The organism is Escherichia sp. 10290, from assembly GCF_030295155.1.
GTDB classification, from domain to species: domain Bacteria; phylum Pseudomonadota; class Gammaproteobacteria; order Enterobacterales; family Enterobacteriaceae; genus Escherichia; species Escherichia coli_F.
In genome coordinates this window covers 577371-602584 of sequence record NZ_AP025741.1, presented here as the reverse complement: position 1 = coordinate 602584, position 25214 = coordinate 577371, and the positions used below count along the sequence as shown (strand labels likewise).

Below are 25214 nucleotides of genomic sequence, written 5' to 3'. Positions count from 1 at the left end.
CACTCAACAACGATGCATACCTGATATTAATAATGGCAGGATTATTTCAAGTCGGGTAAGTCGTTGTATAAGCCCTGCTTAATTCCCGCTAATGGAATAAGGTTATTCACCGCAGCGGCATAATTCACAGCGGCAACCCAGCCATCATAATTGGCATTTATTTCAGCTGATTGCGCCTGAAAGACATCTTGCTCAACGGTTAAGAGATCGTTCAGGCTGCGTTTACCCAATTTATATTCATTTTGGTACACATCTCGCGTTCTGTGCGCACTTTCAGATTGCGCTAACCCAGCCTCTTCACGACCCCGTGCCCCAGTCCAGTTGGCATACGCCACCGACGCCCGTTGCATAACATCTAATTTCGCCTGCTCAACCTGCGACGCGGATATTTTTTGTTGCCCTTCGGCTTGCTGAACCTGAGCCGAAACCGCGCCGCCCTGATACAACGGCGCGTTGACGTTCAACTGTAACTGGTCGTCCCAGTACGAGCGGTCGCTGGTCTGGTAGCGTGTTTTGCCGCCCTGAATACTGAGCGTCGGCCAGTATTGCGCTTTCGTTTTTTCCACACCGTACTGTGCTGACTGGCGTAAGTTTTCTGCCGCCAGCACCAGTGGGATGGACTGGTAATCAATATTTTTCAGCGATACCGGCTGCTCGGCTAATTCAGCAGGTGGCGCGGCTATCGCCTCCGGCTGTACGCCAGTAAGCACCGCCAGTTGCGCTTTGGCGCTCGCCATCTGCGCTTGATATTTCTCCAGGGTTGAGCGCATTCCGGCAATACGCGTCTGGGCCTGTAATTCATCCGACGATGAGTTCAGGCCAGCGTTAGCGCGCAGCGCCGCCATGTTGTAGACGTTTTCCAGCGAGTGGATATTGCGTTGAGCCGCATCGCACAACGCCTGATAACGACTGACCTCCATATAGGCAGTCGCCGTTTTTTCGGCAACATCGGTTAAAGTTGCCATCAATTTAAAGCGGTAGCTGTCACGAGCGGCGGTTTGCAGTTTGATATCGTTATCTGTTTTACCGAAGTCATACACCAGCTGTGTCAGGGTTATGCCATACGAAACGTTGTTATCAAGCCTGCCGCTGGAGTCCGTTTGCCGTGACGGCCCCGCGTTGCTGGTTAATCCAACGTGTGGATACCAGGCACTTTTGGCTTCATCAATTTGCGCTTCGCCAATACCTATCTGCGCCGCCTGTTGAGTGACGTCGGGATTTCGCGCAAAGGCGCGTAATATACTTTCCTGTAAAGATAATCGGGCAACTGGCGTTACCGCTGGGGCGTTCGCCCATTGTGGCAGCGGTGCAGCAATTGTAGCTTCTCCCATCACCATAAAACTTATTAAAAAAATAAGTCCATTATTTTTACGGTTTTTAAACTGGAATCGCGCCATAGATAAGTCACTTCCTTCCAGGTCATTATTTTAACTAGTTTTTACAACCAGTCTCATTTTATTAAGAAGGGTAATAACTTGTGCACCTCTTTTGTCGAACATTGAGATTGGAAAAGAAATGCAGTTAAAAAGCTTATACGTTATTTATTTAGAATACACTACGACTTTTAGATTACCATCATACGCATTAAGAATAATCCACAGCAATAAGTGATTAGCATCACAGATTTATCGCGTATATATCATTTTTTTGTGACTTATTTATTAAAGGAATAAGAAAGGAAATTTGAATTAAAGACAAAGGCGCAGTACAGAAAGTACTGCGCCCAGAGAGGTTTTATACGGCTTTATTGCGCTTCATGACCATTGCCACAATAAGGCTGAGTAAGAGCGCGCCAATAATCCATACCAGAGCACGACTGCCCTGGGACCACAGACTGTAGATGAAGCCAACGATCACCAACAACATAACCAACGTGCCAACGATAAGAATCGGCAACGAGGCATGGATATCATGACGCAGGCGGATCGCCACCACAAACACCGCCAGGTAGCAGATCAAAAAGGTGGCACTGGCAACGCTGGCGAGTGAGCCTAAATTTAGCGCCGCCGTCATCAACATAATCAACACCACGACGATGATGTTGCCCCAGGTACTCTGCCGCCACAGAGATTTATTCATTAGCTTCGGCAGTTCGCGTTCGCTTCCCATGTTGTCCATGATGTTAAACACGGCGAACAGGTTCGCGTTGATGGCTGAAGCCGTCGCCAGTAAAGCACCGATGACAACGATCACATAACCCACATGCCCGAGGAGCGGAGATGCGGCCTGCGCTACGGCGGTATCGGCATATTTTTCTAACTCTAATGCCGATACATCGCTAAGCAGTACCAGCGCCAGCGAGATATAAAGCAACGTGGTAACGCCAATCGCCACCAGAAACGCCCGTGGCATAATGACCGCCGGATCTTTCACTTTATCCGCCGCGTTCGCCATCATGCCAAAGCCCGCATAGGCAAGGAAGGTTATCCCGATACAGGAGAAGAACGCACCGGAGCTGGGAGGCGCAGAGACGGAAATATGCGCCGGTTGTAGCGACCAGACACCGGCAATAATCAGCAATAACAGGATCATCATTTTAATGCCGACGAGGATCACTTCCAGCCGTCCTACCGCATGGTTGCTTAAGGAGTTGAATAGCGTCATCACCGCAATGATCCCCAACGCGTAGAGCAGAATAAGGTGCTCCTCCTGGCTGCCTTCATGCAAAAACTGCACGGCATAAGCGCCAAAAGCACGGGCGACCATGGCGATGCTTACCGCCAGCGTCAACAGGTACAGTAACGAGAGCGCCAGCGAAAAGACGCCGTTGCCTAATCCGCGACGAAAGAAGTCGATAATACCGCCATTGCTGGGATAGCTCGCCCCCAGACGCGCATAGGCATAACCAGAAAACATCGCCACAATACCACCAAAAGCAAAGGCGACCCAGGTCGAGGCTTCCATTAGCAACGCAGCCTGCCCCAGCAGCGCGAAGATCCCCGCCCCCACCATTGCCCCAATGCCAATGGAAACGACGTTCCATAGACCGAGGGGTTTGTTACCGTTATTACCTTCCGTGTTCATCATGATCAGCCCTTAAACACGTTATAGCCGAGTTGCTTAGCGACCGATGCCACCATTTTTTGACCGCGAACACTATTGCCTTCTTCGTCCAGCGGTGGTGAGAACGCGGCAATTCCCATCACACCAGGAACGACCGCCAGAATACCGCCACCTACACCGCTTTTGCCCGGTAAACCAACGCGATATGCCCAGTCACCGGAGCGACCATACAGCCCTTCCATCATCATTTCGGCCAGAATGTACGGCACATTGTCGGCCTGAAGAACGCGTTTATGCGTCAGCGGATTCACTCCGCCCGCCGCCAGCGTCGCGCCAAGCGTTGCCAGTTCAATAGTATTGATGAGCGTGGAGCACTGACGGGTGTACACGTCACAGGCTTCCATTGCATCACAATAGAGATATCCGGCGGAGTACAGCAGCCAGGCAATGGCCCGGTTATGGAAGTTGGTTGTTTGTTCCGACTGGTTGACTTCATCAGAGAGCGCTACCTGCTCACCAGCCAGTTGTTGTTGGATATGTAAAATTCGCTGCCAGCGTTGTTCGGCATTTTCAGCGTTAATCAGGCTGGTGGTGGCAATAGCGCCAGCATTTACCAGTGGCGAAAGCGGTTTGCCGCCATGCAACTCTAAGGCGATAACCGAGTTAAAGGGCAATCCGGTCGGGTCAGCGCCAATTTTGTCCTGTACCGCCTGCGGGCCGACATCTTCTAACGCGAGGGCTAACGTACAGACTTTTGAGATGGATTCCAGCGCAAAGCGGTAATCACTGTCACCCGCGCTAAAGACTTTACCATCGCAGGTCACGATAGCCACTGCCGCCAGTTGACTGGGCACATTCGCCAGAAAGGGAATGTAATCGGCATTTTGTCCGCCGTTAAGTGAGTGAAATTGGGTGTAAGCCTGATCCACTGCCTGCTGTAATGTGTTTGCATCTAACATCTTTTGTTAACTCCTTTTTATAGATGCGGGAGGGGATTCCTCACCCTGGTGCCGATTTTCAGGCATCCTGATTTAACTTAGCACCCGCGACTTAACTACAGGAAAACAAAGAGATAAATGTCTAATCCTGATGCAAATTGAGCCGATTTTTTAATCTTTACGGACTTTTACCCGCCTGGTTTATTAATTTCTTGACCTTCCCCTTGCTGGAAGGTTTAACCTTTAACACAGTCAGTCAACACTGTCTTAAAGGAGTACGTTATGTCACAAACTATCGACCTGACCCTGGACGGCCTGTCCTGCGGTCACTGCGTTAAACGCGTGAAAGAAAGTCTCGAACAGCGCCCGGACGTTGAGCAGGCGGATGTGTCTATCACTGAAGCACACGTTACGGGTACTGCCAGTGCAGAACAGCTGATCGAAACCATCAAACAAGCGGGTTATGACGCATCTGTAAGCCACCCAAAGGCTAAACCGCTGGCGGAGTCATCAATCCCGTCGGAAGCACTGACAGCGGTTTCTGAGGCGCTTCCGGCAGCAAACGCCGATGACGATGACAGCCAGCAGTTGCTGCTGAGCGGCATGAGCTGCGCCAGCTGTGTCACCCGCGTACAAAATGCGCTGCAAAGCGTACCGGGCGTCACTCAGGCACGGGTAAACCTGGCGGAGCGTACTGCGCTGGTGATGGGCAGTGCCTCTCCACAAGATTTAGTGCAGGCGGTGGAAAAAGCGGGCTACGGCGCGGAAGCGATTGAAGATGACGCTAAACGCCGCGAGCGCCAGCAGGAAACCGCCGTCGCTACCATGAAGCGCTTCCGCTGGCAGGCAATTGTCGCTCTGGCGGTAGGTATCCCGGTGATGGTCTGGGGGATGATCGGCGATAACATGATGGTCACCGCCGACAACCGCAGTCTGTGGTTAGTTATCGGCCTGATAACGCTGGCGGTAATGGTTTTCGCCGGCGGGCATTTTTACCGTAGCGCATGGAAAAGCCTGCTGAACGGTGCGGCGACAATGGATACGCTGGTGGCGCTGGGTACTGGCGTGGCGTGGCTCTATTCAATGAGCGTCAACCTGTGGCCGCAGTGGTTCCCGATGGAAGCGCGACATCTTTATTACGAAGCCAGTGCGATGATTATCGGTCTGATTAATCTCGGTCATATGCTGGAAGCGCGCGCACGTCAGCGTTCTTCAAAGGCGCTGGAAAAGTTACTCGATTTAACCCCGCCGACGGCGCGCCTGGTCACTGACGAAGGTGAAAAAAGCGTGCCGCTGGCAGATGTTCAGCCTGGTATGTTACTGCGCCTGACGACCGGCGATCGCGTACCGGTAGATGGTGAAATTACCCAGGGCGAAGCGTGGCTGGATGAAGCAATGCTGACGGGCGAACCTATCCCACAGCAAAAAGGCGAAGGCGATAGCGTTCATGCAGGTACCGTGGTGCAGGACGGTAGCGTGCTGTTTCGTGCCAGTGCGGTTGGCAGCCATACTACGCTGTCACGGATCATTCGTATGGTGCGCCAGGCCCAGAGCAGTAAACCGGAAATCGGCCAGTTGGCGGATAAAATCTCTGCCGTATTTGTGCCGGTAGTGGTGGTGATTGCGCTAGTCAGTGCGGCCATCTGGTACTTCTTTGGTCCGGCACCGCAAATTGTTTATACCCTGGTGATTGCCACTACGGTACTGATTATCGCCTGCCCGTGTGCGCTGGGGCTGGCAACGCCAATGTCGATTATTTCCGGCGTCGGGCGTGCGGCTGAATTTGGCGTGCTGGTACGGGACGCCGACGCGCTGCAACGCGCCAGTACGCTCGACACCGTAGTGTTCGATAAAACCGGGACGCTGACCGAAGGGAAGCCGCAGGTTGTCGCAGTGAAAACATTTGCTGATGTTGACGAAGCGCAGGCGCTGCGTCTGGCGGCGGCACTGGAACAAGGTTCCAGCCATCCGCTGGCACGAGCGATCCTCGATAAAGCAGGCGATATGCAACTGCCGCAGGTCAACAGCTTCCGTACATTGCGTGGGCTGGGCGTGAGCGGTGAAGCAGAAGGTCATGCGTTATTGCTGGGTAATCAGGCGTTGTTAAATGACCAGCAAGTCGATACTAAAGCGATTGAAGCAGATATTTCAGCTCAGGCATCGCAAGGGGCAACGCCTGTGCTGCTGGCGATTGACGGGAAAGCGGTGGCCCTGCTGGCGGTGCGCGATCCGTTGCGTAACGATAGCGTGGCGGCACTGCAACGTCTGCATAAAGCGGGATATCGTCTGGTGATGCTAACCGGGGATAACCCGACCACCGCCAATGCGATCGCCAAAGAAGCAGGGATTGATGAGGTGATAGCCGGGGTGCTGCCAGACGGTAAAGCCGAAGCGATCAAACGTCTGCAAAGTGAAGGACGTCAGGTGGCAATGGTGGGTGACGGCATTAACGACGCGCCAGCACTGGCCCAGGCGGATGTCGGTATTGCGATGGGGGGCGGCAGCGATGTTGCCATTGAAACCGCGGCGATTACCCTGATGCGCCATAGCCTGATGGGTGTTGCGGATGCGCTCGCAATTTCCCGCGCAACGCTGCGCAACATGAAGCAGAACCTGCTCGGTGCGTTTATCTACAACAGCATTGGTATTCCGGTCGCCGCCGGTATTTTGTGGCCGTTCACTGGAACCCTGCTTAACCCGGTGGTTGCCGGAGCGGCAATGGCGCTCTCGTCGATCACCGTAGTGAGTAACGCCAACCGGTTGCTGCGGTTTAAACCGAAAGAGTGATTGGTATTTACTTAATGCGTTTGTGAGATCCAGTTCTTGTTGCGCTCCTTTTATGAGTCATGCCATATAAAGTGACTGGCGCAAGGAGCGCGCAGGGGGCGGCCAATCGCCGCCGCCCCCTGCACCCCCGGGCTCTGGCGAACAAAATCGCCGCTGCGCGGTACCCTCGGCTTATCCCTTGCGGCTACCGGGTCGGGCGCGAGGTAACATCCCTGTAAAACGCGCCCTCAGCCCACATCCATGTGGGCTGCCCCGGCCTTCAGGGAACGCCTCGGCGATTTTGACGCCACCAACACCCGTGCAGTCTTTCGTTTCAAAGCAAAAACAATTTTTCGATCATATTTAAGCTACCACTGAACAAGCCTCATAACTCCATTTGCGCCATCCCTCACCGCGCGCTAGCATGATATTTCACAAAGGGAGGTCGTATGGATCTGTTGTACCGGGTAAAAACGCTTTGGGCCGCGCTGCGCGGTAATCATTACACCTGGCCTGCTATCGATATCTCTCTTCCCGACCATCGCCATTTTCATCTGATCGGCAGTATTCATATGGGTAGCCACGATATGGCTCCCCTGCCCACCCGTTTGCTCAAAAAGCTCAAAAACGCCGATGCGCTGATCGTCGAGGCGGATGTTTCCACCAGCGATACGCCTTTTGCCAATTTGCCTGCCTGCGAGGCGCTGGAAGAGCGCATTAGCGAGGAGCAACTCCAAAACCTGCAGCACATTAGCCAGGAGATGGGCATTTCTCCGTCGCTCTTTTCTACCCAACCGCTGTGGCAAATCGCGATGGTTCTTCAGGCGACGCAGGCACAAAAACTGGGGCTGCGGGCAGAATATGGTATCGATTACCAGCTATTGCAGGTGGCGAAGCAACAACATAAACCCGTGATTGAACTGGAAGGGGCAGAAAACCAGATTGCCATGTTGCTCCAGCTCCCTGACAAAGGACTGGCGCTGCTGGACGATACGCTGACCCACTGGCACACCAACGCTCGTTTGCTGCAACAAATGATGAGCTGGTGGCTGAATGCACCACCGCAAAATAATGAAATAACGCTGCCTAATACGTTCAGTCAGTCGCTGTACGATGTGCTGATGCATCAGCGAAATCTCGCCTGGCGGGACAAATTACGCGCTATGCCGCCGGGGCGCTATGTGGTCGCGGTCGGTGCACTACACCTGTATGGAGAAGGGAATTTGCCACAAATGTTGCGCTAAAAAAATGGCCAATATCGCTATTGGCCCGTCAAAGAGGAATTTCATTTTTTTATTATTATGCCGTCACTTTAAGCGACGGTGTAACTCGATTGTCGCTCAATCTCACCATCCTGCCAATACTCTTAGGCAAGATGACTCTTTTTTTTGGACCGCCATCAGGCGTATGCTTGCTTCGTTTTTTTGTTTAAGGCAGGAAAATTACCATGACACCCGCAGTTAAATTACTCGAAAAAAACAAGATTTCGTTTCAAATCCACACCTACGAGCACGATCCGGCTGAAACCAATTTTGGCGATGAAGTCGTCAAAAAATTAGGTTTGAATCCGGATCAGGTCTACAAAACGCTGCTGGTGGCAGTGAATGGTGATATGAAACACCTTGCCGTGGCCGTTACGCCGGTCGCAGGTCAACTGGATCTTAAAAAAGTAGCAAAAGCGCTGGGTGCCAAGAAAGTTGAGATGGCCGATCCGATGGTCGCGCAGCGTTCGACGGGGTATCTGGTTGGGGGGATTAGCCCACTGGGGCAGAAAAAGCGTCTGCCAACGATTATCGACGCCCCCGCGCAAGAATTTGCCACTATTTTTGTTTCTGGCGGCAAGCGCGGGCTGGACATCGAACTGGCGGCAAGCGACCTGGCGAAGATCCTTGATGCCACATTTGCTGATATCGCTCGTCGCGATTAAGTGATGCACACGGAAGATGAGATGTGGAAAGGATTACAGAGACATTAAGTATCGCTTGTGCAGATGAGATACCGGATATCGCCTTACTTCGGCAAACATCGAGAGAGAAGGTATTACATCTGCATTTTGCCAGCGAAGCAGAGAGGTATCGTGAGGAATTCGGGCTGGTGCTGAAAGCACAGCTCGATGAATTTGTTGTTGGCATGCATTCTGCCGACCCGGTTATCAGGATCGCCAGATTAATATCGCTTGAAGAGATTAACCGCCATCAGGATTTTTTCGAACACTGCGCGAAAGAATATCGTAAGCTGGCGACAGAGCTTATATTTGCATTGGCTGAACAACTGAATGTTGAGATGGCGGAAAATAACCCGCTAGTTACCTTTGCCCCCTTCAAATGCAACCGTAAGCGAAAAGGCAAAATGGGAAAGTGGCAGTATTGTTTTCACGGTTTTCATTGTGCATTTGAGAATAAAAAAACAGAGCAAAATATTGAAGTTCCCCTCGCCTACGGCTTTGATTTCGGCGATCTGGACCCGTATTTTTTTCCGGATTTATCAAATCGACCCCCGACTGGCAGCCTCTGCCAGTGGCTATTTACGATGATTACCACGACGGCAGCAGGATCATTCAACAACTGCTGGCGCTGGGAAAGTTAGAAAAAATCCCTTCACCGATCCCACAATACACGGGGGTTGCTGCGGTAGATCGGTCCAATGTCGACATCGCAAATTTTCGCTCAACACTGGAGAGTCGCCTGCACCGATGTAAATTACGCTGGCTTTTGAAGCGTGTAAAAAATTCACAAAGGAGCGAAAGATGAAATTTGACCATCTTGTTGATGTTAGCTTCCACAATTTTGTCTTTAACGGAAAATTAGATTTTGTCGAACCGGGGCAAACAATGGCATGGCTGGAACAAAACTTTGTTGAGCCGGACTCTAAAAATGATATGGGAAATGGTTTTTATATCTGGCTATTTGGCAATGTTGAGTTTCATTTCGAAAGCAACAAGCTATATATGATTTGGTGCGATTATTTGAGCCAAATCCATTTGGGCAAAGCGATCCGATTTGATAAAGGAATATTGAATAACGTCGCTGAGTTGAACGTTACGCGTGTATTTAACATGCTTGTTAACGAAGGCGCTGATCTGCAAATCCGCCGTCAATCGCCCCATACACTATTAATCCACGTCAATCGCTCAGGCGTGACACTTTGGTTTGAAGCAGATGAAGAACAGTCTGGTGAACCGCAGAATTATATGCTGATGGCATTTGGTTTGACACATCGCGATTACGATGCAAGATTTCAATATTCATAAATGGCGGCGTCATATCATGACGCCGCGACGGGGTTCATTACTGCCAGCTCACCTCACCTTTCGGTTCATAGACACTCACATCCAGCGGCGAGCTTTTCTGGATATACGCTTTCAGCACTTCGGCATCAATAAAGCCAGTATTCACATAGCCCGGTTTGTTATCCAGACGCGGATAGCCATCACCGCCAGTGGCATTGAAGTTTAATGTCGCCATACGGTAAGTTTTCGCCGGATCGACCGGTTCGCCTTTGATTTTCAGGTCGTTCAGTTTGCCGTCTTTCGCCACAAAGCTAACGTTGGCAAATTGCGGATAGGCACCAGAATCAGGCTTCATTTGTGCGACGGCGGTCAGGTAATCAATCACCTCTTTACCGGTCATGTCGGCATACACCACCACATTGCCGAATGGCTGCACTTTCAGCACATTTTTATAGCTGATATCACCTGCTTCGATAGAATCACGAATTCCGCCTCCGCTCATCACCGCAAAGTCGGCACCAGTGCGATCCATTTGTGCTGCCAGAATCAACCGCCCCATATTGGTCTGTACAAAACGCACTTTGCTGCGGTCGCCTTCCAGACGACCATTGGTTTCGCCTATTTTCACTTCCAGCTGCGCTTTGCCTTTGTTCTGGAAAGGTGATAACAGCGAAATCATTTGCTGGTTTTCGGCGATTTCAGGGGTGTAAAGCACACGCTCGCTTTTCCCGTCTTCCCAGGTCACTTTCTTCTTCAGGTTTACTGGAATCAACTGGTAGTTGACCATTTTCATTTCGCCGTTGCGAAACTCAAAGTCGGCCCGACCAACGTACTTGCCCCACTCATGCGCCTGTACAATCCAGATGCCATTTTGTTGATCCGGTTTGCATGGCGTACCAGGAACGTAATCGACCTGTTTTTTATTTTCTGCCGCCATACAGACTGGATCTTGCGAGTGACCTCCGACGATCATCGCCAGCGATCCGGCAGGCAGCGCGCGTGCCATCTCCACATCGCCCGGTGCATTAGAGCCGTGCTCACCGTTGTCGTAATGCCCCATATGGGTCGCCGCGATAATAATGTCTGGCTTTTCTGTCTGTTGCAGCTCCTGAATCACCAGCTTCGCTTCATCAGCGGGCTTACGAAATTCGATATCAGTGAAATATTCCGGATTACCAATTTTGGCTGTGTCATCGGTTGTCAGCCCAATAACGGCAATTTTCAGATCCTGACGCTTAAACAACGCCCATGGTTTAAACAGGCGCTCACCAGTGCTTTTTTGGTAGATATTGGCGGAAAGCAACGGGAACTTAGCCCACTTTTCCTGCTGGCGTAATACGGTGAGCGGGTTATCAAATTCATGATTACCGATCGCCATTGCATCATAGCCCACCAGATTCATACCGCGAAAATCAGGTTCGGCATCCTGTAAGTCGGACTCGGGCACGCCAGTATTAATGTCGCCACCGGAAAGTAGCAGCACGCTACCACCTTCAGCCGCAACCTCTTTGCGAATACCGTCCACCAGCGTTTTTTGCGCCGCCAGACCATATTCGCCATATTCATTACGCCAGAAATGACCATGATGATCATTGGTATGCAGAACTGTAATTTTGTAGGTTTTATCCTGCTCATAAGCCAGAGCAGTTTCACTCGCCAGTGTAAATGTGGTTAACAGTACTAACGCCACGCCCCGCTGCAATAATTTCATACTTCTCTCCCTGATCAGATTTCAACGTGTTGAAAAATAGTATGACGCGACATCAGAGACAAGTCTGCGTCCGGTGAAGATAAATCTGCATCCAGATTAGAAATTCTGTATTCAGCGTTGAGACTTCCTTCAGGCGGCGCATACAGGTATGTTAGTCGGGTAATAATCACAAATAAGATCATTCTTTACATCGCAACCCTGAAAAAGTGACTTTCCTATGGCAATGAGTGAACAAACCCAGCCAGTGGCTGGCGCTGCTGCGTCAACGACCAAGGCCCGAACATCGTTTGGTATTTTAGGTGCTATCAGCCTCTCACATCTGCTGAACGACATGATCCAATCGCTGATTCTGGCGATTTATCCCCTGCTTCAGTCAGAATTTTCTCTGACATTTATGCAAATTGGCATGATAACCCTCACCTTCCAGCTCGCCTCTTCACTATTGCAACCGGTGGTCGGCTACTGGACGGATAAATATCCGATGCCGTGGTCGTTGCCGATTGGCATGTGCTTTACCTTGAGCGGTCTGGTGCTGCTGGCGCTGGCGGGCAGTTTTGGCGCAGTTCTGCTGGCGGCGGCGTTGGTCGGCACTGGTTCGTCGGTCTTTCATCCGGAATCCTCACGCGTGGCCCGAATGGCTTCCGGCGGGCGTCATGGCCTGGCGCAATCTATCTTTCAGGTCGGCGGCAACTTTGGCAGTTCCCTGGGGCCCTTGCTGGCAGCGGTGATTATCGCGCCTTATGGCAAAGGCAACGTGGCCTGGTTTGTGCTTGCAGCACTGCTGGCAATCGTGGTGCTGGCGCAAATCAGCCGTTGGTACTCGGCACAGCACCGAATGAATAAGGGCAAACCCAAAGCAACGATTATCAATCCACTGCCGCGCAACAAAGTGGTACTGGCGGTCAGCATTCTGTTAATCCTGATTTTCTCGAAATATTTCTATATGGCGAGCATCAGCAGCTATTACACCTTTTATCTGATGCAAAAATTCGGATTATCTATCCAGAATGCCCAGCTTCATCTGTTTGCATTCCTGTTTGCCGTTGCGGCAGGTACGGTGATCGGCGGGCCTGTAGGGGATAAAATTGGACGGAAATATGTGATTTGGGGCTCTATCCTCGGCGTTGCGCCGTTTACGCTGATTTTACCCTACGCCACCCTGCACTGGACGGGGGTTTTGACGGTGATTATTGGATTTATCCTCGCTTCGGCGTTCTCTGCCATTCTGGTCTACGCTCAGGAGCTACTTCCGGGACGTATCGGTATGGTTTCTGGACTCTTTTTCGGTTTTGCTTTCGGCATGGGAGGTCTGGGAGCGGCAGTTCTGGGGCTTATCGCCGACCACACCAGCATTGAGTTAGTCTATAAAATCTGTGCTTTCCTGCCACTATTGGGGATGCTAACCATATTCCTGCCTGATAACCGGCCTAAAGACTGATTTCATCGCAGCCAAAGGCAAACTTTGGCTGCATCGTTTTACAGTCGCCATAAGCCTTTCCTCTGTTAAACCGCCTTCTGTTTTCCGATCCGTGCTTTTTTTTGCCGCTAATTCCATTTTTCTGCAAAATTCAACAATTATTCATAAACATCACCAATGAAATTGTCATAAACTATTACCTGTAATTTTGGTTTTCCCGGCCAAAAATGGACAATAACCACCAGGAAAAGGAGACGGAATGCATCACGCCACCCCGCTTATCACCACCATTGTTGGCGGCCTTGTGCTCGCCTTTATCCTCGGCATGCTGGCCAATAAACTACGCATTTCTCCTCTGGTGGGATATCTGTTAGCGGGTGTGCTGGCGGGACCATTCACTCCTGGCTTTGTTGCCGATACCAAGCTCGCGCCGGAACTGGCGGAGCTGGGCGTTATTCTGCTGATGTTCGGCGTCGGTTTGCACTTTTCGCTGAAGGATTTGATGGCGGTAAAGGCCATCGCCATTCCCGGCGCGATCGCCCAGATAGCCGTGGCGACGCTGCTGGGTATGGCGCTCTCCGCCGTGCTGGGCTGGTCGTTAATGACCGGTATCGTGTTCGGTTTATGTCTTTCCACCGCCAGTACCGTGGTGTTACTGCGCGCACTTGAAGAACGGCAATTAATAGACAGCCAGCGTGGGCAAATCGCCATCGGTTGGTTGATTGTGGAAGACCTGGTCATGGTTCTGACGCTGGTATTGCTGCCCGCAGTAGCAGGAATGATGGAACAGGGTGATGTGGGCTTTGCCACTCTTGCAGTCGATATGGGGATCACCATCGGCAAGGTGATCGCATTTATCGCCATTATGATGCTGGTAGGTCGCCGTCTGGTGCCGTGGATTATGGCACGCAGCGCGGCAACCGGTTCCCGCGAGCTGTTTACCCTGTCGGTGCTGGCGCTGGCGTTAGGGATTGCCTTTGGTGCGGTAGAGCTGTTTGATGTCTCCTTCGCACTCGGTGCGTTCTTTGCCGGGATGGTACTGAACGAGTCTGAACTGAGTCACCGTGCTGCCCACGATACGCTGCCATTGCGCGACGCGTTTGCGGTGCTGTTTTTTGTCTCCGTCGGAATGCTGTTTGATCCGTTAATTCTGATTCAGCAACCACTGGCGGTGCTAGCGACGCTGGCGATTATTCTGTTTGGTAAGTCATTAGCCGCGTTTTTCCTGGTGCGACTGTTTGGTCACTCTCAACGTACGGCATTAACTATCGCCGCCAGCCTGGCGCAAATTGGTGAGTTCGCTTTTATCCTGGCGGGGCTGGGGATGGCGCTGGATCTGCTGCCGCAGGCCGGGCAGAACCTGGTGCTGGCAGGGGCAATCCTGTCGATTATGCTTAACCCGGTGCTGTTCGCGCTGCTGGAGAAATATCTGGCGAAGACCGAAACGCTGGAAGAGCAGACGCTGGAAGAGGCAATCGAAGAAGAGAAGCAGATCCCAGTGGATATTTGCAACCATGCGCTACTCGTTGGCTATGGTCGTGTAGGCAGCCTGCTGGGGGAGAAATTGCTCGCCTCTGATATTCCTTTAGTGGTGATTGAGACGTCACGTACTCGCGTCGATGAGCTGCGCGAGCGCGGGGTCCGCGCAGTATTGGGCAATGCGGCGAACGAAGAGATCATGCAACTGGCGCATCTGGAATGTGCAAAATGGCTGATCCTGACGATTCCCAACGGTTATGAAGCGGGCGAGATTGTGGCGTCTGCCCGCGCGAAAAATCCGGATATTGAGATTATTGCCCGCGCCCATTATGACGATGAAGTGGCGTATATCACCGAACGTGGCGCGAATCAGGTAGTGATGGGTGAGCGTGAAATTGCCCGAACTATGCTGGAACTGCTGGAAACGCCACCGGCGGGTGAAGTGGTGACGGGGTAAGACATTGATTTCATTGCCGGATGCGATGCTGGCGCATCTTATCCGGCCTACAGGTGCCACCTTCCGAAGGTCGGATAAGGCGTTTATGCCGCATCCGACTGTCATTGCCGGATGCGATGTTGACACATCTTATCCAGCCTACAGGTGCCATCTTTCGTAGGTCGGATAAGGCGTTTATGCCGCATCCGACTGTCATCAGTCCGATAACTTAACGATCCCAGTAAGACTCTTCCAGACTGTCTTCACGCTCCGGTAAGCCGCGCGTTAAACGAGGTGAATGCTGGTTCAGTACCTGATAGCTCACACGGTTAGCATATTTACACACCTGCGCTAATGACGAATACGTTAACCAGGTGAATTTATGTTTGCTGGAGTTTGGTACGTTGCTACGGTGGTAGCTGTTGGCGGTAATGTCATGCAGCAATGCTGCCAGTGCGCCATCCCCCGCTCCGTTAGTGTTCATGATTTTTTCCGGCCCGCCCATGTACGGCGCAATGTGCGAATAGACACGCAACGGATTCTGACAATCCTTGTGGCGCATGGCGCGGCTAAACTCATACTGGTTAAATTCCGCGATAGCGCCCGGCAGCAGCGGATGCTGGGTTTTGCGTTTCGCTTCGTCTTCGGTAAAGCCCGCCATATACAAGCCGATTGGTCCGGCGGTACACAGCACCAGATCAACCCAGTCCAGCGCCTTGTCAGATGCCAACAACGGATCGCTTTCTCCGGTCAACGCTTCGGCCTCATCTTCGTTCATCGCAAGGATAGAGACGTGATCTTTGAGGAATTGCTGCCACCACTGCGGATTCTCGGCAATGACAAACTTGGTGCCCAGCGTCAGCACCACCGGTACGTTATATTTCTTCGCGTACTCAATGGCTTTCATGGTTGCTTCCGGCATGGGTTCACCCGGCTTGCAACGCACCAGATAAGAAGTGAGAACCAGCGCCGAGGCTCCGGCAATCACATCTTCCGGAATACTTTCAGCCCGCAGCTGGTTCATGTGGCCAGGGCTGATAGCAAAGGTACGTTCCCCGGACTCGCCAATCAGCGTAAAGCAACGACCAATCGGGCCATCCACGCCTTGTAGATAGTTAAGATCGGTACGGCTGGAGGTGTTACATAGGTAACGATAGGCATAGCTGCCAATTTCAATATTGCTGCACATGACGCCCAGCAGCACCGAACGGTCGTCCGCGAGCACCGAGTAGTTGTGCATGGTGTTACCAATAGTGCCACCCGCAAATTGATGGGTAATCAGGTTTTTCTGTTTCAGCTCCTGATAAAGTGCTTCGGCAACATCATCCTCAATCACCAGTGAATGCCCGGCGCTTAATCCATAACGCTCAATGAACTCATCATCCACTTTCGCTTCAATATCGACCAGCGTTTGATCGATACCCACTACCCAGGCAGCGCTGGTTTCGTTTTCTGGCTGGAATTGCTGAAGCAGCGGATCTCGTGCGTTTACGGGAAAATAATGTTTGGATTTACGTTTGCCGGGAAATTTCATGGTTGTTTTTACGGGTGGTTAACTGAGCGGCGAATGTTAACACAATCTGACGGGAGCGCGCGAGACGCAGCCAGTTTCAATATCAGCAGGCGGGATCGCATTTTCATGGCAGTGGTTCCTTACAATGACGTAATTTGAAAGGAGTTTTTGCATGAAGCCGGAAAACAAATTACCCGTTCTGGACCTTATTTCTGCTGAAATGAAGACCGTTGTGAATACTCTTCAGCCGGATTTACCGCCCTGGCCCGCAACGGGAACGATTGCAGAGCAACGTCAGTATTACACGCTTGAACGCCGATTCTGGAATGCTGGCGCTCCAGAAATGGCAACCAGCGCTTACATGGTTCCCACACCTTATGGTCAGGTCGAGACTCGCCTCTACTCACCCAAAAGTCACAGCCCGGCGACACTATTTTATCTGCATGGTGGTGGTTTTATTCTCGGCAATCTTGATACCCACGATCGGATTATGCGACTGCTGGCAAATTACACCCAATGTACAGTGATTGGTATTGCTTACACTCTTTCGCCGGAAGCACGTTTTCCGCAGGCAATAGAGGAAATTGTGGCTGCCTGTTGCCACTTCCACCAGCAGGCAGAGGATTATCAAATCATTATGTCCCGCATTGGTTTTGCCGGTGATTCCGCAGGTGCCATGCTGGCGCTCGCCAGTGCGTTGTGGTTACGTGATAAACAGATAGATTGCGGTGAAGTTGCGGGCGTTTTGCTGTGGTATGGGCTTTACGGATTACGGGATTCCGTGACTCGTCGTCTGTTGGGCGGTGTCTGGGATGGCTTAACGCAACAGGATTTACAGATGTATGAAGAGGCGTATTTAAGCCACGACGCTGACCGCGAGTCGCCGTATTACTGCCTGTTTAATAATGATCTCACTCGTGAGGTTCCGCCCTGTTTTATTGCCGGAGCGGAGTTCGATCCGCTGCTGGATGACAGCCGTCTGCTTTACCAGACGTTAGCGGCGCATCAGCAGCCCTGTGAGTTCAAACTCTACCCAGGCACGCTGCACGCCTTTTTGCATTATTCACGGATGATGAAAACCGCCGACGATGCTCTTCGCGACGGCGCTCAGTTCTTTACCGCTCAGCTTTAGCGATACGCAGCAACAAGATTAGCCATCATTTCGATATGTTCCGGTGTGGCATTAAGCGCCGGAATATATTCGTATTTTTTCCCGCCCGCACCGAGGAAGACCTCACGGTTTTGCTCGGCAATCTCTTCCAGCGTCTCCAGACAATCTGCAGCAAAGCCCGGGCACATCACCTGAATATGACCTACGCCTTTTTCTCCGAGCATTTTCAGCGTTTCGTCGGTATAAGGCATCAGCCAGGGTTCCCGCCCAAAGCGCGACTGAAAGGTCATCATCACTTTTTCCGGTGCCATCCCCAGTACGGAAGCCAGTTCGCGAGTCGTTGTGCGACAACGTTGCGGGTAATCATCGCCTTCATCGGCATAACGCTGGGGAATACCGTGATAAGAGAGCAGCAGTAGATCCGGTTCGCCATGTTTGGCAAAAGAAGCACGTACGCTGTTCGCCAGTGCATTAATGTAATCGTGGTTATCGGCGTAATCACGAATAAACGATATCCCCGGAATGCTACGTTTGCGCGCCAGAATGCGTGCCAGTTCATCCCATACCGCACCGACCGTTGAACAGGAGTATTGCGGATAAAGCGGCAGCACCACGATATGATCTACATGTTCTGCCAGTAGTTCATCTACGGCGCTTTCCAGTGATGGCGAGCCGTAGCTCATTCCCAGCGCCACGGGCGTCTCCGGTAAACGTTGTGCCAGCGCCTGCTGTTGCTGGCGACTGTAAACCATCAGCGGCGAGCCGCCTTCCATCCAGACCGAGGCGTACAGCTTAGCTACGCGCGGTGAGCGCAGCGGCAAAATTACGCCGCGCAGCAACGGCCACCACAACAGCCGTGAGGTATCAACCACGCGTCTGTCGCTTAAAAATTGTTTCAGGTAGCGTTTTACCGCTTCAGGTGTGGGGGCATCGGGCGTACCCAGGTTTGCCAGCAGAATACCGGTTTTAGTTTGACGCATTACCGCCTCTTATCGATTCAACTTGTTGATAATTGTAGCGGAAAAGTGAAGAAGAAGAACTAATTGCTGCAAGAGGTATTGCCTGAGGAGAATGAGCAGACCTGCCCGAAAGCAGATCTGCTGCGGCTTGATTAGCCGAGGATTTTTTCCAGATCAGCGCGAACTTCAGCAACCGGTTTGGTGCCGTCAACTTTCGCGTATTTGGTGTTACCCGCTTCCGCTTCTTTGGAGTAGTAGCCGATCAGCGGTGCAGTCATCTGATGGTATTCAACCAGACGTTTACGCACGGTTTCTTCCTGATCGTCTTTACGGGTAGTCAGTTCTTCACCGGTAACGTCGTCTTTGCCTTCTACTTTCGGCGGATTGAATTTAACGTGATATACACGACCAGACGGCGCGTGAACGCGGCGGCCTACGATACGGTCAACAATCAGTTCGTCCGGTACGTCGAATTCCAGAACGTAATCAACGTTGATGCCCGCTTCTTTCATCGCGTCTGCCTGCGGAATGGTACGCGGGAAGCCGTCCAACAGGAAACCATTACGGCAGTCTTCCTGAGCAATGCGCTCTTTAACCAGCGCGATCACCAGTTCGTCGGTAACCAGTTTGCCAGCATCCATAATGTCTTTTGCTTGTTTACCCAGCTCGGAGCCAGATTTGACCGCAGCACGCAGCATATCGCCAGTGGAGATTTGCGGAATACCATATTTCTCCATGATGAACTGAGCCTGAGTCCCTTTCCCCGCGCCCGGAGCGCCAAGCAGAATGATACGCATTGCGAAAATCCCCTTAAAATGTGTCGAATTTTTTGAAAAAGCGATAAACGATACCACCAACAAGCGATTGCCTCAAGAAAGGCACCTGGGGCTGAAACGGTTAATGGCGAGATAATTTGCGGAAAGGACAGATGATGAAAAGAAAAATGCCGGATGACACGAGGGTCATCCGGCATTACATCAGGAAACCAGCAGCTGGTTCATACGACGAATAAACAGGTTCGGATCTTCCAGCGTACCGCGCTCTGCCAGCAGCGCCTGATCCAGCAGCAGTTCTACCCACTCGCTGAACTTCGCTTCATCTTCAGTATCTGCCGCACGTTTCACCAGTACGTGATCCGGGTTCAGTTCGAAGATGTATTTCACTTCTGGTACTTTCTGGCCCGCCGCAGCGAACAGTTTCGCCATCTGGGTGCTCATTTCGTCCGCGTCGGTCGAAACGATCGCTGGCGTATCGGTCAGACGGTGAGTCAGACGGACATCTTTCACGCGCTCGCCGAGCAGGGCTTTCACACGGTCGATGAACGGAGTCAGTGCTTTCTCCGCTTCTTTCGCGCTCTCATCAACTTCGTCAGCCAGTTTTTCCAGCGACTCGTCAACTTTAGACACAGACTGGAACGGTTTACCGTCGAACTCAGTCAGATAGTTCATCATCCACTCATCAATGCGGTCGGAAAGCAGCAGAACTTCGATGCCTTTCTTACGCAGCAGCTCCAGGTGCGGGCTGCTCTTCGCTGCCGCGTAGCTGTCTGCGGTGATGTAGTAGATTTTCTCCTGCCCTTCTTTCATGCGGGAAACGTAGTCTTCCAGAGACACGGTCTGCGCAGAAGAGTCGGTATGTGTAGAAGCAAACCGCAGCAGTTTGGCGATCGCTTCCTGGTTAGCGAAATCTTCCGCCGGACCTTCTTTCAGCACCAGGCCAAACTGTTGCCAGAAGGTCTGATATTTTTCCGCGTCGTCTTTCGCCAGTTTTTCCAGCATTTGCAGCACACGCTTAGTCAGCGCATTGCGCAGGTTGCGCGTTACTGTGCTGTCCTGGAGGATTTCACGGGAAACATTCAGCGGCAGATCGCTGGAGTCAATCAGACCACGCACGAAGCGCAGATAGTTCGGCATGAACTGTTCTGCGTCGTCCATGATGAACACACGCTGGACGTACAGTTTCAGGCCGTGCTTATGATCGCGGTTCCACATATCCCACGGTGCCTGCGACGGGATGTACAGCAGGCTGGTGTACTCCTGCTTACCTTCGACACGGTTGTGGCTCCAGGTCAGCGGATCGTTAAAGTCGTGAGCGATGTGTTTGTAGAACTCTTTGTACTCTTCATCGGTAATTTCCGACTTGTTACGGGTCCACAGCGCCTGCGCTTTGTTGATTTTCTCCCAGGAGATAACGGTTTCGCCGTCTTTCTCTTCGCGTTTTTCGATCTCTACCGGCAGCGCGATATGGTCGGAGTATTTGCTGATGATGGAACGCACACGCCAGTCATCGAGGAACTCGTCTTCGCCTTCACGCAGATGCAGGGTGATTTCAGTACCACGATCTTCTTTGGTGATGTCGGCAACGGTATATTCACCTTCGCCAGCCGATTCCCAGAAGACGCCGTTTTCTGGTTTTTCGCCTGCCGCGCGAGTACGCACGGTCACTTTGTCGGCCACGATAAACGCAGAGTAGAAACCAACACCAAACTGACCGATCAGTTGGCTGTCTTTCGCCTGGTCAGAACCCAGGGATTCGAGGAATGATTTGGTGCCGGATTTAGCGATAGTCCCCAGATGGTCAATCACTTCGTCGCGGGTCATCCCCACGCCGTTATCGGAGATGGTCAGCGTACGCTTGTCTTTATCGAAAGAGACACGAACGCGCAGTTCGCCATCACCTTCGTACAGGTCCGGGTTAGAGAGCGCGCGGAAACGCAGCTTGTCCGCCGCATCGGAGGCGTTAGAGATAAGCTCACGCAGGAAGATTTCTTTATTGGAATAGAGAGAATGGATCATCAGGTGCAGAAGTTGTTTCACTTCTGACTGAAAACCACGAGTTTCTTGTCCTTTCATGTAGGTCTACCTCAATAATGCCATTTTAAGGTTAAAAACAGGATGAGGGAGAGATGGGGACAAGGGAGAATAATTTCAAGCGAGAGCAGGTGATCCTGCTCTCGTTTGCTTAAAAACGAATCTTATGACGCCCGGCAAGGGAGTGTGACAGCGTGGTGCCATCGACCATTTCCAGCTCGCCGCCAACCGGTACGCCATGAGCGATTCGGCTGGCTTCCACGTCATATTGCGCGCAAAGCTCGGCAATGTAGTTAGCGGTAGCTTCACCTTCAACCGTGGGGTTGGTGGCGAGGATCACTTCAGTGATTTTTTCCTCTGCCAGACGCTGTTCCAGACGATCAAGGCCGATATCATCCGGACCGATGCCGTCCAGCGGTGACAGATGTCCCATCAACACAAAATAACGACCTGAAAACTGCCCCGTCTGCTCAATGGCGTAAATGTCCGCCGGACTCTCCACCACGCAGATTTGACCGTTTTCCTGACGACGCGGATTCGAACAGATGTTACAGACTTCCTGTTCGGTGAAGGTGCGGCAATCGGCGCAGTGGCCGATTTCCGACATCGCCCGGGTGAGCGCCTGCGCCAGACGCATCCCGCCGCTACGATCGCGCTGAAGCAGCGTGAACGCCATACGCTGCGCCGACTTCGGGCCAACGCCCGGCAGACAGCGCAGTGCTTCCATAAGCTGTGTTAACAGCGGGCTGGTTTGCATCAGAACGGCATCTTAAAGCCAGGCGGCAGCTGCATTCCGGAGGAAACAGAGGCCATTTTTTCTTTCTGCGTTTCTTCGATACGACGTGCCGCGTCGTTGAATGCTGCAGCCACCAGGTCTTCCAGCATCTCTTTGTCGTCTTCAAGCAGGCTCGGGTCGATCTCTACGCGACGGCAGTTGTGTGCACCGTTGATGGTCACTTTTACCAGACCTGCGCCAGATTCGCCGGTCACTTCCAGCTGCGCGATCTCTTCCTGCATTTTCTGCATTTTTTCTTGCATCTGCTGGGCTTGCTTCATCAGGTTACCCAGACCGCCTTTACCAAACATAGGTTTCTCTCTCAATCACGTTAAGGATGACGAACGTAAGCTGTGCTTACGATCAAATGGGGCGGATACTTTCTTCATCCAGCTCCGCATCGAAGAACCGACGCAGGGTCTGAATATTATTATCCGCAATAATGGACTCGCGCGCCTGCGCAAGTTTTTCTTCGTATATCGCCTGACGCCATTCCAGCGGCGTACGCACCGCGGGATTATCATCTTCAACGATAGTCAGTTCAACCGTTGAACCTTTTAACGTGCTCAACGCTTCAGCCAGTTTTTGCTGTGCGCCGCTGTTATTCAGATGACGCTGAGAGGAGCGCAAATGCAGACACACCGTGTTGCCGTTCTCCTCTTTCCAGGCATTTAACGCCACCTGTTCGACCAGTTTTGGTAGCGAAAGTTGACTCACCTGAGCCGCCCACGGGTCGCGCTCAATGGCTTCTGCCGCCAGCTTCGCCGCCAGTTCCGGCGTTTTTTCATGTTCCAGCGCTTTTTTTAGCGCCTTCGGCGTGGCGACCACTTCTTTTTGCTGCATCACTGGAGTGGTAGCCTTCCAGCGATACGCTTCTTTTTTGGCTGGTGCTTTTTCCAGCGCCGATGGCACCGGACGCGCCTGAACGCGATCGGTGACCGAAGCCAGTCTTTCCAGCGCAGCGTTATTCACCGGCCGCGCGCGGGTAGCGGCTGCCGGTTCACTCTTTTTTGCTTTGGTTGCTCCCTGTGCGCGCTGCAGTTGTTGGCGCGCCGCCAGCACCTGGCTGGTGGTTTCTGAGAGCGGTACAGTCGGTGCCTGCTGCGGAGCTGATTGCGGTTGCGGCGGCACCTGGGTTGGCGTCATTACTGCCGTTGGCGCGACGGGCGCAAAAGACTGGCGTGGCACTTCTGGCTCAGGCAGCGGCATACGCGGATGAAACGCCAGTGCGCGCAACAGCGTCATCTCAACGCCCATGCGGCGGTCCGGCGCATACGGTAATTCTTTGCGACCAATCAACAGCGTTTGATAGTAAAGCTGAATATCCGTCGGCGGTATGGTGCGCGCCAGTTCACGCATCCGCAGCTCGATGGCGGCCATGTCGTTGCCCAGCGCAGCAGGGGAAAGTTGCACCATTGCAATGCGGTGCAACAGGCCGAGCATTTCTACCAGCAACGCTTCCCACTCAATACCACGAGCGGCGGCTTCATTAATCAGCGACATTACACGCTCGCCGTTGGCTTCAACCATCGCTTCAACCAGCGACAGCGCCTGATCGTCGTCAAGCGTACCCAGCATCGCACTGACCGCCTGAGTTGAAACCTGGCCGTCACCGCTGGCAATCGCCTGGTCGGTCAGACTTAAGGCATCTCGCAGGCTGCCTTCAGCGGCGCGCGCCAGCAATTGCAGCGCCCGCGGCTCGTGAGCGATATGTTCTTCGTTGAGGATGTGCTCAAGCTGATGGCGAATTTGCTCGACATCCAGCGCTTTGAGATGAAATTGCAGACAGCGTGACAAAATCGTCACCGGCAATTTCTGCGGATCGGTCGTCGCCAGCAGAAACTTGACGTGCTCCGGCGGTTCTTCAAGGGTTTTTAACAGTGCGTTAAAGCTGTGGCGCGACAGCATATGCACTTCGTCGATCAGATAAACTTTAAAACGACCACGCGCTGGCGCGTACTGGACGTTATCCAGCAGGTCGCGGGTATCTTCGACTTTGGTACGCGAGGCGGCGTCGATTTCAATCAGATCGACAAAGCGCCCCTGCTCAATTTCACGACAGTTATCGCACACGCCGCACGGCGTCGCGGTAATGCCGGTTTCGCAGTTTAGCCCCTTCGCCAGCAGTCGGGCGATAGAGGTTTTTCCGACGCCACGGGTGCCGGAAAAAAGATAAGCATGATGAATACGCCCTAACGACAAGCCGTTCGCCAGTGCGGTCAGCACATGTTCCTGGCCGACGACGTCAGCAAAGGTTTGTGGGCGCCATTTTCGGGCTAAGACCTGATAACTCATTGGCAGGCTCTGAAACGCTGGAAGGTGGATTCACGAAGGGGTAATGCTAACACAGCCCCGTCAGAACGGCGAGGCTGAATGCACATCTTGTGCTGCCCGTAGCGTGAGCAGCGCAAGACTGACGATAATTAATGGCCCGGGAACGGAACAAGGCTGTAGCTGGTAATGCCCTGTTTTTCGAGACGCTGTTCGCCGCCGAGATCGAACAGGTTGATAATGAACGCAGCATCAGCCACTTCACCACCCAGACGACGGATCAGTTTAACGGTCGCTTCGATAGTGCCGCCGGTTGCCAGCAGGTCGTCCACCACCAGAACTTTGTCGCCCGGTTTGATGGCATCAACGTGGATTTCCAGCTGATCGGTGCCGTATTCCAGATCGTAAGTTTCACTGATGGTCTCACGCGGCAGTTTGCCCGGTTTACGGACCGGTACAAAGCCAACGCCCAGACCCAGAGCTACCGGAGCGCCAAACAAGAAGCCACGCGCTTCGGTGCCGACAACTTTGGTAATGCCCGCATTTTTGTAACGCTCAACCAGCAAGTCGATGCTGAGAGCGTAAGCTTTCGGGTCTTCCAGTAAGCTGGTGACATCACGGAAAAGAATGCCGGGTTTTGGGTAGTCCTGAATGCTTTTGATGCTATTTTTGAGATACTCAAGCTGCTGTGCAGTCGCGGTCATAAGTGTATGCCTGCTTGTTACGGTGGTACTCACGGCGCGTTTTAAACGTATCAAAAGTAACAGTTGTTTAACCTTTGACCGCCTGCGCCTGT

The 25214-nt window shown here is 52.4% G+C and carries 20 protein-coding genes and 1 other annotated feature; of the genes, 8 read left to right on the top strand and 12 right to left on the bottom strand.

Annotated elements, in window-relative coordinates:
* Positions 1–41 precede the first annotated feature (41 nt).
* From QUE74_RS02855 to glsA, 3 genes are all read right to left on the bottom strand, one after another.
* Positions 42–1397, bottom strand: a complete 1356-nt coding sequence (locus QUE74_RS02855; RefSeq protein WP_000090496.1) for a TolC family outer membrane protein — start codon at positions 1395–1397, stop codon at positions 42–44.
* Positions 1398–1734: 337 nt separating this feature from the next.
* Positions 1735–3027 carry an APC family permease gene (locus QUE74_RS02850; RefSeq protein ID WP_000982160.1) on the bottom strand — a complete coding sequence of 431 codons (1293 nt, stop codon included), beginning with the start codon at positions 3025–3027 and terminating at the stop codon, positions 1735–1737.
* A gap of 2 nt (positions 3028–3029) precedes the next feature.
* Positions 3030–3962 (bottom strand): glutaminase A, encoded by a 933-nt coding sequence (gene glsA, locus QUE74_RS02845; protein WP_000883053.1) that lies wholly within the window; start codon positions 3960–3962, stop codon positions 3030–3032.
* Positions 3963–4223: 261 nt separating this feature from the next.
* Between glsA and copA the strand changes: the two genes are divergently transcribed.
* The 5 genes from copA (at position 4224) to QUE74_RS02820 (ending at position 9957) form a co-directional block, all read left to right on the top strand.
* Positions 4224–6728 (top strand): copper-exporting P-type ATPase CopA, encoded by a 2505-nt coding sequence (gene copA, locus QUE74_RS02840; protein ID WP_000083932.1) that lies wholly within the window; start codon positions 4224–4226, stop codon positions 6726–6728.
* A 428-nt stretch (positions 6729–7156) separates the two neighbouring features.
* Positions 7157–7951, top strand: coding sequence for a TraB/GumN family protein (locus QUE74_RS02835; protein ID WP_000365144.1), 795 nt, complete (start codon positions 7157–7159; stop codon positions 7949–7951).
* 203 nt (positions 7952–8154) lie between these two features.
* Positions 8155–8634: a Cys-tRNA(Pro)/Cys-tRNA(Cys) deacylase YbaK gene (gene ybaK / locus QUE74_RS02830; protein WP_000186629.1), complete on the top strand. Its 480-nt coding sequence runs from the start codon at positions 8155–8157 to the stop codon at positions 8632–8634.
* Between the two features lie 23 nt (positions 8635–8657).
* Positions 8658–9293, top strand: coding sequence for a DUF6896 domain-containing protein (locus QUE74_RS02825; RefSeq protein ID WP_001360451.1), 636 nt, complete (start codon positions 8658–8660; stop codon positions 9291–9293).
* Positions 9294–9453: 160 nt separating this feature from the next.
* Positions 9454–9957: a hypothetical protein gene (locus QUE74_RS02820; protein WP_000667003.1), complete on the top strand. Its 504-nt coding sequence runs from the start codon at positions 9454–9456 to the stop codon at positions 9955–9957.
* Between the two features lie 37 nt (positions 9958–9994).
* On the opposite strand, the gene ushA is transcribed toward QUE74_RS02820, so the two are convergent.
* On the bottom strand, positions 9995–11647 hold the full coding sequence (gene ushA / locus QUE74_RS02815) for a bifunctional UDP-sugar hydrolase/5'-nucleotidase (RefSeq protein WP_000771786.1): 1653 nt from the start codon (positions 11645–11647) through the stop codon (positions 9995–9997).
* A gap of 217 nt (positions 11648–11864) precedes the next feature.
* Between ushA and fsr the strand changes: the two genes are divergently transcribed.
* Both fsr and ybaL read left to right on the top strand, forming a co-directional pair.
* On the top strand, positions 11865–13085 hold the full coding sequence (fsr, locus tag QUE74_RS02810) for a fosmidomycin MFS transporter (RefSeq protein WP_001251637.1): 1221 nt from the start codon (positions 11865–11867) through the stop codon (positions 13083–13085).
* Between the two features lie 238 nt (positions 13086–13323).
* Positions 13324–15000 (top strand): YbaL family putative K(+) efflux transporter, encoded by a 1677-nt coding sequence (gene ybaL, locus QUE74_RS02805; RefSeq protein WP_000546224.1) that lies wholly within the window; start codon positions 13324–13326, stop codon positions 14998–15000.
* A gap of 208 nt (positions 15001–15208) precedes the next feature.
* Here the strand turns inward: ybaL and gsk are convergent, their stop codons facing one another.
* Positions 15209–16513 (bottom strand): inosine/guanosine kinase, encoded by a 1305-nt coding sequence (gene gsk, locus QUE74_RS02800; protein ID WP_000671574.1) that lies wholly within the window; start codon positions 16511–16513, stop codon positions 15209–15211.
* 151 nt (positions 16514–16664) lie between these two features.
* On the opposite strand from gsk, the gene aes reads away from it, so the two are divergent.
* Positions 16665–17624, top strand: a complete 960-nt coding sequence (gene aes, locus QUE74_RS02795) for an acetyl esterase (protein WP_000801817.1) — start codon at positions 16665–16667, stop codon at positions 17622–17624.
* On the opposite strand, the gene hemH is transcribed toward aes, so the two are convergent.
* From hemH to apt, 7 genes are all read right to left on the bottom strand, one after another.
* The gene (hemH, locus tag QUE74_RS02790; protein WP_001250118.1) at positions 17621–18583 is read right to left on the bottom strand and encodes a ferrochelatase; all 963 of its coding nucleotides are present in this window, start codon (positions 18581–18583) and stop codon (positions 17621–17623) included. The two genes, aes and hemH, sit on opposite strands and share 4 nt — an antisense overlap.
* A gap of 131 nt (positions 18584–18714) precedes the next feature.
* The gene (gene adk / locus QUE74_RS02785) at positions 18715–19359 is read right to left on the bottom strand and encodes an adenylate kinase (protein ID WP_001220233.1); all 645 of its coding nucleotides are present in this window, start codon (positions 19357–19359) and stop codon (positions 18715–18717) included.
* 180 nt (positions 19360–19539) lie between these two features.
* Positions 19540–21414 (bottom strand): molecular chaperone HtpG, encoded by a 1875-nt coding sequence (gene htpG, locus QUE74_RS02780; RefSeq protein ID WP_000678201.1) that lies wholly within the window; start codon positions 21412–21414, stop codon positions 19540–19542.
* 109 nt (positions 21415–21523) lie between these two features.
* Positions 21524–22129 (bottom strand): recombination mediator RecR, encoded by a 606-nt coding sequence (gene recR / locus QUE74_RS02775; protein ID WP_001195025.1) that lies wholly within the window; start codon positions 22127–22129, stop codon positions 21524–21526.
* Positions 22129–22458: a YbaB/EbfC family nucleoid-associated protein gene (locus QUE74_RS02770; RefSeq protein WP_000467098.1), complete on the bottom strand. Its 330-nt coding sequence runs from the start codon at positions 22456–22458 to the stop codon at positions 22129–22131. The genes recR and QUE74_RS02770 overlap by 1 nt, the downstream gene beginning before the upstream one ends.
* Positions 22459–22510: 52 nt before the next feature.
* Positions 22511–24442 (bottom strand): DNA polymerase III subunit gamma/tau, encoded by a 1932-nt coding sequence (dnaX, locus tag QUE74_RS02765; RefSeq protein ID WP_000122036.1) that lies wholly within the window; start codon positions 24440–24442, stop codon positions 22511–22513.
* Positions 23114–23178, bottom strand: a sequence feature (DnaX frameshifting element). It overlaps the preceding gene by 65 nt.
* A 128-nt stretch (positions 24443–24570) precedes the next feature.
* Positions 24571–25122 (bottom strand): adenine phosphoribosyltransferase, encoded by a 552-nt coding sequence (gene apt / locus QUE74_RS02760; RefSeq protein ID WP_000127356.1) that lies wholly within the window; start codon positions 25120–25122, stop codon positions 24571–24573.
* Between the last annotated feature and the right edge of the window lie 92 nt (positions 25123–25214).